This window comes from Catenulispora sp. EB89 (genome assembly GCF_041261445.1).
Taxonomy (GTDB): domain Bacteria; phylum Actinomycetota; class Actinomycetes; order Streptomycetales; family Catenulisporaceae; genus Catenulispora.
Map to the genome: position 1 here is coordinate 161,940 of NZ_JBGCCU010000010.1, position 13,771 is coordinate 175,710.

Consider the following 13,771-nt stretch of genomic DNA (forward strand, 5'->3'; position numbering starts at 1 on the left):
TTACGAAGGAGGTACCAATGCCCAGACGCCGCATCAGCCTTCTCGCAGCCTGCCTTGCCCTGTTCTTCGCGACTGCTGTCTCCGGCGCGCCGGCCTCGGCCGACGCCGTCTACCACGAGCCCTACCGTCCGCAGTTCCACTTCTCGCCTCAGCAGAACTGGATGAACGACCCCAACGGCCTCATCTATTACAAGGGCCAGTACCACCTCTTCTTCCAGTACAACCCGAGCGGTGACACGTGGGGCAACATGTCCTGGGGTCACGCCGTGAGCACCGATCTCGTGCACTGGAAGCAGCTGCCGCTGGCAATTCCGCAGGACGACAACGAGATGGTCTTCTCCGGCAGCGTCGTGTTCGACCGAACTGATTCCTCCGGGCTTGGCACGGCCGCGAACTTGCCGCTCGTGGCGATCTACACCAGCGCCTACAAGGCCACCGGCAAGCAGGCCCAGTCGCTCGCCTACAGCCTCGACGGCGGCATGACCTGGACCAAGTACAGCGGGAACCCGGTGCTGGACATCGGGTCGCAGAACTTCCGCGATCCGAAGGTCTTTTGGTATCAGCCCACGCGGTCCTGGCTGATGACCGTCGCGCTTTCGGATCAGCACAAGGTGTCGTTCTACAGCTCGAAGGATCTGAAGTCCTGGACGCATCTGTCGGACTTCGGCCCGGCCGGGGCGGTCGGCGGCGCGTGGGAGTGCCCTGACTTGTTCCCGCTGCCCGTGGACGGGGATCCGGCGCATACCAAGTGGGTGCTCGTCGTCGGGACCAATCCTGGCGCGGTGGCTGGTGGGTCCGGCGTGCAGTACTTCGTCGGTGGCTTCGATGGCACCAGCTTCACCAGCGACGATCGGCCCTACACGCCGCCTCCGGGTGTCACTCTCCAAGACTTCGACACGCCAGGTTCTGGTTCCGGTTCTGGTTCCGGCTACGGTGACTGGACGGCAACCGGCACCGCCTTCGGCACCGGCCCCGCCGCCGGCACGCTCCCCGGCCAGCAGCCCGTCACCGGCTTCACCCCGCCCGGCCTGGTGAACTCCTTCAACGGCGGCGACGCCTCCACCGGCGAGTTGACCTCGCCGACGTTCACCGTCACCAAGCCCTACCTCAACTTCTTGGTAGGTGGCGGCGACCATCCCTACGTCCCGGGTGCTGGCGACGGCGGCCCGCCGCCCGGAACCCTGTTCCAGGACTGGTCGGCTGGCACCAGCTACGCCGACGAAGGCTGGACCGCCACCGGCGACTTCGCCAGCTCCGGTCCGTTCACCGAGCAGCTGCCGAACCAACTGACGCCGCGGGTCCTCGACACGTTCTCGCCAGCCGGTGACCCCGGCACCGGGACTATTACTTCACCGACGTTCACCATCGGCACCCACTACATCGCCCTACAAGTCGCCGGCGGCGACCACCCCTTCGGCGCTGCCGGACCCACCGCCGTCAACCTACTGATCGGCGGCAAGGTTGTGGCCAGCGCCACCGGCACCAACAGCGGGGCGCTTGACTGGACCAACTGGGACGTCGGCGCTTACGCCGGCCGTCAGGCGCAGATCCAGGTCGTGGACTCGGCAACCGGGGGCTGGGGCCACCTGATGGTCGGCGACATCGTGTTCTCCGACCAGAAGGCCGAGCCGAGGGACGATCAGACCTCGGTGAACCTCGTCGTCGGCGGCCGCGTCGTGCGCTCGGCCACCGGCTCCAACAGCGAGAACCTGGACTGGACGTCCTGGGACCTGCGCGACCTGATCGGCAAGCCGGCGCAGATCCAGATCGTCGACCACAACACCGGCGGCTGGGGCCACATCCTCGCCGACGACTTCACGGCCGCCCCCGCCCCGGCCCTGTCGGCGATCCAGCGCGCACACTGGATCGACTACGGCCCCGACTTCTACGCCAGCAGCACGTTCAACGACACCCCGGACGGCAGCCGCATCATGGTGGGCTGGATGAACGACTGGCAGTACGGCCAGAGCATCCCGACCGCGCCCTGGCGCAGCGCGGACACCCTGCCGAGGCGCCTGAGCCTGCGCACCATCGACGGGCGGGTGCAGCTGACGCAGCAGCCGATCTCGCTCAGCGCGCTGCGCCAGTCGCAGTATTCGAGCTCGGCGATCAACCTCGGCGCCGCGACCGCGCCGATCCCGGTCGGGACCAGGTCCGACTCCAGCGCCGACTCCGCGACGGTCCCGATCCCAGCCGACGCCAGCGCTGAGTTCGAGGCGCAGGTCAGCCTCGTGCCACACGGCGCGCGCCAGCTCGGCTTGGACGTGCGGACCGGGCCGACCGGCCAGCGCACCCGCATCGGCTACGACGCGACCACCGGCCGCCTGTTCGTGGACCGCACCGCCTCGGGCGACGTCGGCTTCGACCCGGCCTTTCCGTCGGTGGCGTCGGCGCCGGTGGCGCTGCACGACGGGGCGCTCGCGCTGCACATCCTCGTCGACGCCTCGTCCGTCGAGGTCTACACCGCCGACGGGACCCGCGTGCTCACCGCGCAGATCTTCCCCGACCCGTCGAGCACCGGTCTGGACGCCTTCGCCGACGGTGGGCGCGGCACCGTCGCGGGGCTGCATGTGTGGGGGCTGGCCTCGATCTGGCCGTGAGGCGGTACCGGCACCTGGTACGCTTAACGCATCGGTTAAATGAAGGGACCTCCCGATGCCTGGCACCGATCAGCTCAGCGCGGTCTTCTCCGCCTTGTCCGACCCGACTCGGCGGGCGATCATCGCTGAGTTGGCCGTGCGCGATGCGACGGTCACCGAGCTCACCGCTCCGCTGTCGATCTCGATGCCGGCGGTGTCGCGGCACCTGAAGGTGCTCGAGCGTGCGGCGCTCATTTCGCGGTCGAAGTCGGGGAAGTGGCGGGCGAGTCGGCTTGAGGCCGCGCCGTTGCGGGAGGCGGCCGACTGGATAGAGCGCTACCGGCGGTTCTGGGACGAGTCCCTCGACCGCCTCGATGTGCACCTCGCCGCGGTGCAGGCTGCCGAGCGGGCCGTGGACCGGGTGGCTGTGGACCGGGTGGCCGAGGACCATGGGGAGACCGAATGAATGCCGACACGCCGCAGGTCGTCGTCTCGCGCGTGTTCGACGCGCCGCGGCGGCTCCTCTACCGGGCTTTCACCGAGCCCGAGCATCTGGCGGCGTGGTGGGGGCCCGTGGGGAACTCGTTGCCGCGCGATGAGATCGAGTTCGATGTGCGCCCCGGTGGCTTTCTGCGGTGGACCGAGGTCAACGCGGCCGAGCCCGAGCTCCGCGTGCGCGTCCGCGTCGACCTCACCGATGTCGCCGACGGCGAGCTCCTGGACGGCGTCATGTACGTCAGCGGCCGGCTGCCGGAGGGTGTCGAGCCCTTCGAGACGCGGATGCGGGTCGAGTTCTACGACGAATCCGACGGACGGACGCGGCTGGAGATCCGCCAGTGGCTCCCCGGACATCTGAGGTCCCACGCCAAGGAGGGCTGGCGCCAGGCGTTCACCAAGTTGGACGCCGCGCTGGCGAACGCCAGAGGCATGGCAAAGCTCATCTACGCGACGAACATGTCGCTTGACGGCTACATCGAAGACGAACGCGGCGCCTTCGACTGGTTCCCCGTCGACGACGAGGTCTTCGCCGTCCACACCGAACTCCTGCGCTCTGCGGGCACGTTCCTCTACGGCCGGCGCCTGTACGAGGCGATGTCCGTGTGGGAGACCGACCCTGCTTTGGCGGCGCTGTCGGACCTTATGGGCGGCTTCGCGACCGCGTGGCGGGCGGCGAGCAAAGTCGTGTACTCCACGACCCTCGACAAGGTGTCGACTGCCGATACCAGGCTGGAACGCAGTTTCGATCCCGACCGAGTGCGTGACCTGAAGGCTACGGCCACCAGCGACCTCATCGTGGGAGGTGCGAACCTCGCCGCGCAGGCCTTCCAAGCCGGGCTGGTCGACGAGTGCCAGCTGTTCGTCCTGCCTGTCGTCGTCGGCGGGGGCAAGCCGGGGTTGCCGACCGGTATGCGCGTCGACCTGGAGCTCCTGGACGAGCGCCGATTCCGCAACGGCGTTGTGCGTCTCCGCTACCGCACGGTCGGGCAGTGAAAGACAGCCCGCTGATCACGCACCGCCCGCCGCTCTGAGCGGGGTGAAAGTTTCCGCCGTGTGTCGCCGCGCCGCCATCCCCGCCGCGCGGCGAACCGGCAGGTCGCTCCGCCTTCTCCGAATCGGTTCGACGCAGGTCCCGCATCCGCGTGCCGATGCCGTCGTTGACGGCCAGTCCAGGGCCGGGCTAACTCCCTGTTAGCGCTAACATCCGCCCCCGGACTAAGAGGTCCCATGCTGCGATCCCGCCCCCTGAAATCCCGCCTGCTCGGTCTCTTCGTGGCGGTCGCGGCCGCAGTCGGTGTGAGCCTGCCCGCCGCGCCGCAGGCCGCCGCCGCCTCGCTGACCCCCGCCGTTTCGTTGATACAGATCACGAACTTCGGCACCAACCCCAGCAACCTGGCGATGTACCTCTACGTGCCGAACAACGTCAAGCCGAACCCGCCGATCCTCCTGGCGCTGCACGGCTGTCAGGGCTCTGGCCCGTACCTGTACTCCAGCACCGATTTCGGCTCCCTGGCCGACCAGTACGGCTTCGTCGTCATCTACCCCTCGACCAACCCCGGCGGCAGTTGCTGGGACGTTTCCTCCGACCAGGCCCTGATGCGCAACGGCGGCAGCGACCCGGTCGGGCTGATGTCGATGGTCACGTACACCGAGCAGCACGACGGCGGGAACCCCAACGCCGTCTACGTCACCGGCGAGTCCTCCGGCGGGATGATGACCAACGTCATGCTCGCCGACTACCCGGACGTGTTCAAAGCCGGCGCGGCGTTCATGGGCGTCCCCTACCACTGCTTCTACACCGGCACCGTGCGCGGCTGGAACGGCCCCTGCGCCGGCGGCCAGGTCTCCATGACCCCGCAGCAGTGGGGCGACCTCGCCCGCGGCGCGGATCCCGGCTACACCGGACCGCGCCCCAGGATGCAGCTGTGGCACGGCACCGCCGACACCACCCTGAACTACAACAACCTCGGCGAAGAGATCAAGCAGTGGACGAACGTGCTCGGCGTGAGTCAGACCCCGTCGTCGAGCGACACTCCGGTCGCCAACTGGAACCGGACCCGCTATAACAACAGCGCCGGCGTCACGCAGGTCGAGGCCTACAGCATCGTCGGCGCCGGGCACCAGCTCCCGATCCAGGGCACGCCGATGGCCGCCTACGCCATCCACTTCATGGGCCTGGACGGCAGCTCCACCGGCGGCGACACGGTCAGCGTCACCAGCCCCGGCAACCAGAGCGCGGCCTCCGGCACCCCGATCAGCGCCCTGCAGATCCACGCCACCGACTCGGCGTCCGGCCAGACCCTGGCCTACAGTGCGACCGGTCTGCCGCCGGGCCTGTCGATCTCGTCCAGCGGCCTGATCTCCGGCACTCCCACCAGCGGCGGAAGCTTCACCACCGTCGTGAGTGCGAGCGACACCACCGGCGCCTCGGGTTCGACGAGCTTCGCCTGGACGGTCAGCGGCACGACCGGCGGCGGCAGCACCGGCGCGCTGCACGCGGTGGGCGCGGGCAAGTGTCTGGACGACCCGAACTCGACCACCACCCTGGGTGCCCAGCAGCAGATCTACGACTGCAACGGCCAGGCCAACCAGACCTGGACGCACAACTCCTCGAACGAGCTGACCGTCACGGTCGGCGGCAGCATCCTGTGCCTGGACGCCAACAACAAGGGCACCAGCAACGGCACCAAGGCGATCCTGTGGTCCTGCAACGGCCAGACCAACCAGCAGTGGACCCTCAACCCCAACGGCACCATCACCGGAGTGCAATCAGGGCTCTGCCTGGACGTCACCGGAGCCTCCACCGCCAACGGCGCGCTGGTCGAACTCTGGACCTGCAACGGCGGCAGCAACCAGCAGTGGACCCTCGGATAGCGCCGAAATCTACTCGAACCCATAGCGGAAAGGAGCATGAGCATGCTCGTACTGACAAGACGCACCGACCGCACCGACCGCCGCAAGATCGTGTCCCTCGCGGCAAGCCTGAGCGTCCTCGGCGCGTGCGCACTGACGATCGTGGTCCCGTCGGCACCGGCCTACGCGGCCGACAGCGCCTCGATCAACGGAGCCACCACCTACCAGACCATCGCCGGCTTCGGCGCCTCCGAGGCGTTCGGCGAGGCGGCCAGCGTCATGAACGCCCCGTCGGCGGCCCAGCAGCAGGCGCTGGCCGACCTCTACAGCCCGACCACCGGGGCCGGGCTGACCATCCTGCGCAACGAGATCGGCGCGGACCAGGGCAACACGATCGAGCCGAACAACCCCGGCGGACCGAACGCGGCGCCGAACTACGTACCGATGTCGCAGACCAACCAGGACCAGGGCCAGCTGTGGTTCGCGCAGCAGATCAAGGCCCGCTACGGCGTGACGAACGTCTACGCCGACGCCTGGAGCGCCCCGGGCTACATGAAGACCAACAACTCCGCGGACAACGGCGGCCAGGTCTGCGGCTCGGCGGGGGCCTCCTGCTCCAGCGGCGACTGGCGCCAGGCCTATGCGAACTACCTGGTGCAGTACGCCAAGGACTACGCCGCCGCCGGCGTGCCGCTGACCTACGTCGGCCCGTCGAACGAGCCCGACTACACCGCCAACTACGACAGCATGACGATGAGCCCGGCGCAGATGGCCAGCGTGCTCGACGTCCTCGGCCCGACCGTGAAGAACTCCGGCCTGGCCACGCAGGTCTCCTGCTGTGCCGCCACCGGCTGGCCGAAGGCCGGCCAGTACGCCGCCGCGATCGAGTCCGACCCGACCGCGCTGGCCGACACCGCCGTGGCGACCAGCCACGGCTACAGCGGCGAGCCGAACTCGCCGCTGCCGGGCTGGACCAAGCCGGCGTGGGAGACCGAATGGTCGACCTTCGAAGGCTTCAGCAGCGCCTGGGACGACGGCTCCGACGCCTCCGGCATGACCTGGGCCCAGCACATCTACACCGGCCTGACTCAGGCGAACCTGAGCGCGTACATGTACTGGTGGGGGAGTACCACGCCCTCCGAGAACGGCGACAACGAGGGGTTGCTGGAGATCAACGGCAACTCGGTGATCCCCACCGGCCGGCTGTGGGCCTTCGCCAACTACAGCCGCTATATCCACCCCGGCGCCGTCCGCATCGGCGCGAGCAGTTCCAGCGGCGCGGTCCAGCTGAGCGCGTTCAAGAACCCTGACGGCTCGCTGGCGATCGTGGCGCTCAACACCGGCAGCGGCTCCGACACGATCAACTACGCGCTGGCCAACACCGGCGTCGCCAACGGCGCCACGGTGACGCCGTACCTGACCAACACCTCGAACACCGTCGCGGCTCAGAGCACGACGACGGTCGCCGGCGGCGCGTTCAGCGCGACCGTGCCGGGCCGGTCGCTGGTGACGTACGTGATCCCCGGCGGCACGGTGACCGGCGGCAACACCGTCACGGTGAGCAGCCCGGGCAACCAGGCCGGAACGGTCGGCAAGGCTGTCGGCAGCGTGCAGATTCAGGGCACTGACTCCGGGTCCGGACAGACGCTGACGTACACGGCCGCCGGGCTTCCTGCCGGGCTGTCGATCTCCTCGTCCGGTCTGATCACCGGGACGCCGACGACGGCTGGAACTTCCACCGTGACGGTGACCGCGACCGATTCCACCGGCGCGTCCGGATCGGCGAGCTTCACGTGGACGGTCTCCGGCAGCACCACAGGCGGCGGCACCTGCCATGTCGACTACGCCAGAACGAATGAATGGCCGGGAGGCTTCACGGCCAACGTCACCATCACCGACACCGGAACGACCGGGATCAACGGCTGGACCCTGACCTGGACCTTCCCCGGCGACCAGAAGATCACCAACGCCTGGAGCGCCACCACCACCCAGAACGGCGCCGCCGTCACCGCTACGAATGCCGCCTACAACGGCTCGATCGCGCCGGGGGCGAACACCTCGTTCGGGTTCCAGGGCACGTTCACCTCGAACGACAGCTCTCCGGCCAGCTTCACCGTCAACGGGGCCGCATGTACCTGACCTGCGGGCCGGGCGAGGCTGAGCCCAGCGCTTGTTAGCTGAGCCTTACCTAATATCATGCGTCCGTGACCTCCGTGAAAGCCGTGACCGAGACGCCGTCGTCCACCGACCATGCCGTGCCGGGCCTCGGGGCCCGGCCGGTGTGGCGTTCGGCGTTCCCGTCGACGCGCGCCTTCGACTCCGACCGCGCCGCCTGGCACGCGGTCGCGGTGTGCCTGGGCTGGTCGGCGATGATCGTCGCGGCTCATCAGACGCGGACCGGGCCGGCCGGCCACCGCGTCGCGCTCGCGGTGCACCTGGTCAGCCTCGCGGTCGGTTTCGGCACCGTGCTCGCCGTCGACGCCTGCGGCCTGGCGGTGCTGGCCGGACGCCGCACGATCGCGGAGATGCTGCGCTTCTCCGCGCGCGCCGACGTCCTCATCTGGGCCGGCTTCACAGGGCTCGGCGTCTCAGGGGTCTTCCTGGACCCGAAGTTCGGCGACGCGGCCACCCTCCTGAACCTCTACGCGGTCCTGATCCTCGGGCTCAACGGCGTCTACGCCCGCACTGTCCGCGACCGCCTTCCGGCGCTCGCCGGCGACGCCGGGGTCCCGGACCTGCCCCGTCCGCTTCTGCTGCGCGCCCTGGGTTCCGGCTTGCTGTCGCAGGCGGCGTGGTGGACCTCCATCGTGATCGGCACTTTCGCCTCCTGACCGGCGAGCCTCCCCCGCCGGAGTTGCGCGGGTGTAACTTTCACCGCCGACGCGGCCCCGCCCGCCCTGGCCCAACTCTTGATCATGGCTCCTACCTGCGCTTTCTCGCTTCACTAAGACGGCTGCGAAGCTCCGAGCGTGTTGACAGCGTGTGTCGCCGAGCCGAACATCACCGGTGTTCGAGCCGTTGACGTCAACGCCGACACCAGCGCCGGGGCAGCACCCCCGGCGCCACCAGCAGCCCACTTTCTGCCGGTCCGCATCTCGGCAGGTCCCCGAAGCAGAGGTCCAACATGACCAAACAGCTGTCTCGCAGGCAGTTCGCGACCGCGGCCGGCGGCGCCCTCCTGGCGTCGGCCATCGCCCCCGCCGTCTCGCGGGCGGCCAGTGCCGCCCCCGACGCGACGTCGGCCGCCACGGATGCCTACACCCAGCAGTTCCTCACCCAGTACAAGAAGATCAAGGATCCTGCGAACGGCTACTTCAGCGCGTCAGGGATCCCTTACCACAGCGTCGAGACCCTGATCGTCGAGGCGCCGGACTACGGGCACCAGACGACGTCGGAGGCGTTCAGCTTCTGGATGTGGCTGGAGGCGACGTACGGCCGGGTCACCGGCGACTGGACGGCGTTCAACAACGCCTGGACGACGGCCGAGCACTACATCATCCCGCAGCACGTCGACCAGCCGACGAACAGCTCCTACAACCCGAGCTCCCCGGCGACCTACGCCCCGGAGTGGCCGGACCCCAGCAGCTACCCCAGCCCGCTGAACACCTCGGTGTCGGTCGGCCAGGACCCGCTGGCGAACGAGCTGACGTCGACGTACGGCACCTCGGACATTTACGGGATGCACTGGCTGATGGACGTCGACAACAAGTACGGCTACGGCAACACGCCGGGCACCGGCGGAGAGGCCGGGCCCACGGCGACCGGGCCGTCGTTCATCAACAGCTACCAGCGCGGCGCGGCCGAATCGGTGTGGAAGACGATCCCGCAGCCGACCACGGACCAGTTCAAGTACGGCGGTCCGAACGGCTACCTCGACCTGTTCGTCGCGCAGTCCGGCGCCTACTCCAAGCAGTGGAAGTACACGACCGCCCCCGACGCCGACGCGCGTGCCGTCCAGGCGGCGTATTGGGCCTACCACTGGGCTTCGGCGCAGGGCAACCAGGGCCAGATCGCCGCCTCGGTGGCGAAGGCCGCCAAGATGGGCGACTTCCTGCGGTACTCGCTGTTCGACAAGTACTTCAAGCAGATCGGCAACTGCACCAACGCCTCCACCTGCGCGGCCGGCACCGGCCGCGGCTCCGAGCACTACCTGCTGGCCTGGTACTACGCCTGGGGCGGGGCCGAGCCCGGGGGCGGCTGGGCCTGGCGGATCGGCGACGGCGCCGCGCACCAGGGGTACCAGAACCCGTTGGCGGTCTGGGCGATGTCGAACGTGGCCGCGCTGACTCCCATGTCCCCGACCGCGAAGACCGACTGGACCGCCAGCCTGACGCGGCAGATGGAGTTCTACCAGTGGCTCCAGTCGGCCGAAGGCGCCATCGCCGGCGGCTGCACGAACAGCTGGGAGGGGCAGTACGCGGTGCCGCCGTCGGGCGACTCGACGTTCTACGGCATGGCCTACGACTGGGAGCCGGTCTACCACGACCCGCCGAGCAACAACTGGTTCGGCATGCAGGCCTGGTCGATGGAACGGCTCGCGGAGTACTACTACGTGACCGGCAACGCCACCGCCAAGACGATCCTGCGCAAGTGGGTCGCCTGGGCCTCCTCCGTCACCACGGTCACCGCGACCACCTTCTCGATCCCCTCCACCCTCGGTTGGACCGGCCAGCCGGACACCTGGAACCCGGCGAGCCCGGGCGGCAACTCCGGGCTGCACGTCTCGGTCGCCGAGTACGGCAGCGACGTCGGCGTCGCGGCGGCCTACGTCAAGACCCTGACGTACTACGCCGCCAAGTCCGGCGACACCGCGTCCGCGGTGCTGGCCAAGAGCCTGCTCGACGTGATGGCGACGTTCGCCGACACCGCGGGCATCACCACGCCCGAGACGCGCACCGACTACAGCCAGTTCAACGACACGGTGTACGTGCCGTCCGGCTGGTCGGGCAAGATGCCCAACGGCGACCCGGTCGCGCCCGGGGCGACGTTCATCTCCATCCGCTCCTGGTACAAGAGCGACCCGGCCTGGCCGAAGGTGCAGGCCTACCTCAACGGCGGGGCCGCGCCGGTGTTCACCTACCACCGCTTCTGGGCGCAGGCGGACATCGCCATGGCGTACGCGGTGTACGCCGAACTGATCGTCAACGGCGGCGGTGGCGGCGGCGACACGACCCCGCCGAGCGTGCCGACCGGGCTGACCGTCACCGGCACCACCAGCAGCAGTGTCTCGCTGAAGTGGACGGCGTCGACCGACAACGTCGCGGTGACCGGCTACAACGTGTACCGGGGCACGACGCTGGCCGGGACGTCGACCACGACGACGTTCACCGACTCGGGGCTGACGGCCTCGACGCAGTACAGCTACACGGTCTCGGCGTACGACGCGGCGGGGAACGTCTCGGCGGCGTCCACCGCGGTCACCGCGACGACCAGCGCCGGCTCCACCGGCGGCGGCGGACCGGCGTGCACCGCGACGTACACGGTCAGCAGCGACTGGGGCAACGGCTTCAACGCCAACGTGACCATCACGAACACGGGCACGACGGCGACGAAGTCGTGGACGGTGACCTGGACGTGGGCGGGCAACCAGACCGTCACGAACATGTGGAACGCCAGCGATACGCAGGTCGGCAAGGTCGTGACCGCGACCAACGCCCCGTACAACAACGTCATCGCGCCCGGGGCCAGCACCAGCTTCGGCTTCGGCGCCAGCTACTCCGGGACCAACGTCGCGCCCACGGTCACGGTCACCGCGACCTGAGCGGTGACCTGATCGTGAGCGGGTAGGGCCGATCGCCGGGCGGTACGGGTTTCCGTGCCGCCCGGCGTGCTGCTTTCGTCAGCCGCGCGCCACTACCGGCGGGCAACTACCGACGCGCGGTCATCCCGTCCAACAGCAAGTCGATGCCGGCCAGGAACTGCTCCCGGTCGTCGTGGTCGGCCAGTTGCGCGGCCACCCGGTGCAGGAAGGGGTGCTGCGCGGGGTCCAGTTGTGTCCAACGCGCGGCCAGGGCGGACAGGAAGGCCGACCGCTCCGTCCCGGGTGCGAGTTGGCGGACGGCCGCGGCGTATTGCGCGGCCAGGCCGAGGATGTGGCTCAGCAGTGCCGAGGCGCTGTCGAACTGCGCCGGCTCCGGCACACCAAGTGCCGGGAGATGCGCGCCCAGGCTTTCGAAGATCCGGAGCGCCGCTTCCTGCCACGGTTCGAGGCACACCTGTGTCCCGACCCAGGGGTGGGCGTCGATCGCGTCGAACAGCTGGCGGGCGATGGCGCGGATGCTCTGCTGCGGACTCGCCGCGTCCGCCGGCGCCTCGCTCAGGGCCCGCTCGACGACCTCCTCGGTGGCGGCCTGGAGCAGCTCGTCCTTGGTCGCTATGTGCCACTGGATGGCGCCGTGCCCGGTCTGCAGGCGCGCGGCCAGGGCGCGGAACGTGAGGCCGGCCTCGCCGTGCGCGTCCAGGAGCTCGATCGACGCGGCGACCAGCCGCTCGCGGGTGAGTGCGTCGGAGCGCCGCGCGGCGGTGCCGGTGGTTTTGGCCATGCCTCATCCTGGCACGGCTGGTACGGTGTACCAAACTTCTTGGTACGGTGTACCAGTCATGAGGCGCCGGCCGCGGGTCGGACCGTCTCCGATCTGAGAGGAAGCACCATGGCCACTTCCGTCACTCCCGTCACGATCGTCGGCGCCGGACTCGGCGGCCTCACCCTCGCCCGCGTTCTGCACGTCAACGGCATCCCGGCCACGATCTACGAGGCCGAGCCCTCGGCCGCGGCCCGGACCCAGGGCGGGCAACTGGACATCCACGACTACAACGGGCAGCTGGCGCTCGCCGCGGCCGGCCTCACCGACGAGTTCCGGGCGATCATCCACGTCGGCGGCGAGGCCGCGCACGTCCTCGACCCGGACGGCACGGTGCTGCTCGACGAGCCCGACGACGGCAGCGGCGGCCGCCCCGAGGTGCTGCGCGGCGACCTGCGCCGGATCCTGCTCGACTCGCTGCCCGAGGGGACGATCCAGTGGGGACGCAAGGTCACCGGCGTGCGGTCCCTCGGCGACGGCCGGCACGAGCTGGCCTTCACCGACGGCACGACCGCCACCACCGAGCTCCTGGTCGGTGCCGACGGCGCCTGGTCGAAGATCCGCCCGCTGCTGTCCGACGCCGAGCCCGAATACGTCGGCATCTCCTTCATCGAGACCTACCTGCACGACGCCGACCGGCGCCACCCTGAGGCGGCGAAGGCGATGGGCGGCGGCGCCCTGTTCGCGCTGGCTCCGGGCAAGGGGATCCTCGGGCACCGGGAACCCGGCGGCGTGCTGCACACCTACGTCGCGCTGTCCGTGCCGCCGAGCTGGATCGAGGACATCAGCGCCGCCGATCCGGCCACGGTCACCGCGCGGGTCGCGGCGGAGTTCGCCGACTGGGCGCCGGGGCTCACCGCGTTGATCACCGAGGGGGACGAGGCCCCCGTTCTGCGCATGATCAACGCCCTGCCGATCGGCCACCGCTGGGACCGCGTCCCCGGCGTCACCCTCGTCGGCGACGCGGCCCACCTGATGTCGCCGTTCGCCGGCGAAGGCGCCAACCTCGCGATGTTCGACGGCTCCGAACTCGCCCGGGCCATCGCCGCCCACCCCGGCGACGTCGAGGCGGCCCTGGCGCAGTACGAGCAGGACCTCTTCCCCCGCGCCGCCGAACTCGCCGCCGAATCCGCTCAGAACCACCGGCAGATGTTCGGCGACGACACTCCCGACGGTCTGCTCAAGCTGCTCACCGGGCAGGAACCGCCGGCGTGAGCCCGGGCGGCGGCCCTGGTGGGTACAGTTCACTAACTAGTACCG

The 13,771-nt window shown here is 69.5% G+C and carries 9 protein-coding genes and 1 pseudogene; 9 read left to right on the forward strand and 1 reads right to left on the reverse strand.

Annotated features, from left to right (window positions below):
* The first annotated feature begins 17 nt into the window (after positions 1–17).
* The 8 genes and pseudogenes from ABH920_RS22790 (at position 18) to ABH920_RS22825 (ending at position 11,691) form a co-directional block, all read left to right on the forward strand.
* Positions 18–2,600, forward strand: coding sequence for a GH32 C-terminal domain-containing protein (locus ABH920_RS22790; protein WP_370351106.1), 2,583 nt, complete (start codon positions 18–20; stop codon positions 2,598–2,600).
* Between the two features lie 55 nt (positions 2,601–2,655).
* Positions 2,656–3,045, forward strand: a complete 390-nt coding sequence (locus ABH920_RS22795) for an ArsR/SmtB family transcription factor (protein WP_370351107.1) — start codon at positions 2,656–2,658, stop codon at positions 3,043–3,045.
* A pseudogene (locus tag ABH920_RS22800) lies at positions 3,042–3,431 on the forward strand (SRPBCC domain-containing protein); the annotation flags it as partial. The gene ABH920_RS22795 and the pseudogene ABH920_RS22800, both read left to right, overlap by 4 nt.
* A 75-nt stretch (positions 3,432–3,506) precedes the next feature.
* Positions 3,507–4,070, forward strand: a complete 564-nt coding sequence (locus ABH920_RS22805; protein WP_370351236.1) for a dihydrofolate reductase family protein — start codon at positions 3,507–3,509, stop codon at positions 4,068–4,070.
* A 234-nt stretch (positions 4,071–4,304) separates the two neighbouring features.
* Positions 4,305–5,951 carry a PHB depolymerase family esterase gene (locus tag ABH920_RS22810; RefSeq protein ID WP_370351108.1) on the forward strand — a complete coding sequence of 549 codons (1,647 nt, stop codon included), beginning with the start codon at positions 4,305–4,307 and terminating at the stop codon, positions 5,949–5,951.
* 36 nt (positions 5,952–5,987) lie between these two features.
* Positions 5,988–8,069: a cellulose binding domain-containing protein gene (locus tag ABH920_RS22815; protein WP_370351109.1), complete on the forward strand. Its 2,082-nt coding sequence runs from the start codon at positions 5,988–5,990 to the stop codon at positions 8,067–8,069.
* 65 nt (positions 8,070–8,134) lie between these two features.
* A complete protein-coding gene (locus ABH920_RS22820) occupies positions 8,135–8,761 on the forward strand; it encodes a hypothetical protein (protein WP_370351110.1) in 627 nt (208 codons plus the stop codon).
* A 293-nt stretch (positions 8,762–9,054) separates the two neighbouring features.
* Complete coding sequence (locus tag ABH920_RS22825) at positions 9,055–11,691, forward strand: glycoside hydrolase family 48 protein (RefSeq protein ID WP_370351111.1); 2,637 nt, start codon at positions 9,055–9,057, stop codon at positions 11,689–11,691.
* 106 nt (positions 11,692–11,797) lie between these two features.
* Here ABH920_RS22825 and ABH920_RS22830 read toward each other — a convergent pair whose 3' ends face one another.
* A complete protein-coding gene (locus ABH920_RS22830) occupies positions 11,798–12,472 on the reverse strand; it encodes a TetR/AcrR family transcriptional regulator (RefSeq protein WP_370351112.1) in 675 nt (224 codons plus the stop codon).
* Positions 12,473–12,580: 108 nt separating this feature from the next.
* Between ABH920_RS22830 and ABH920_RS22835 the strand changes: the two genes are divergently transcribed.
* Complete coding sequence (locus tag ABH920_RS22835) at positions 12,581–13,726, forward strand: FAD-dependent oxidoreductase (protein ID WP_370351113.1); 1,146 nt, start codon at positions 12,581–12,583, stop codon at positions 13,724–13,726.
* Positions 13,727–13,771 lie beyond the last annotated feature (45 nt).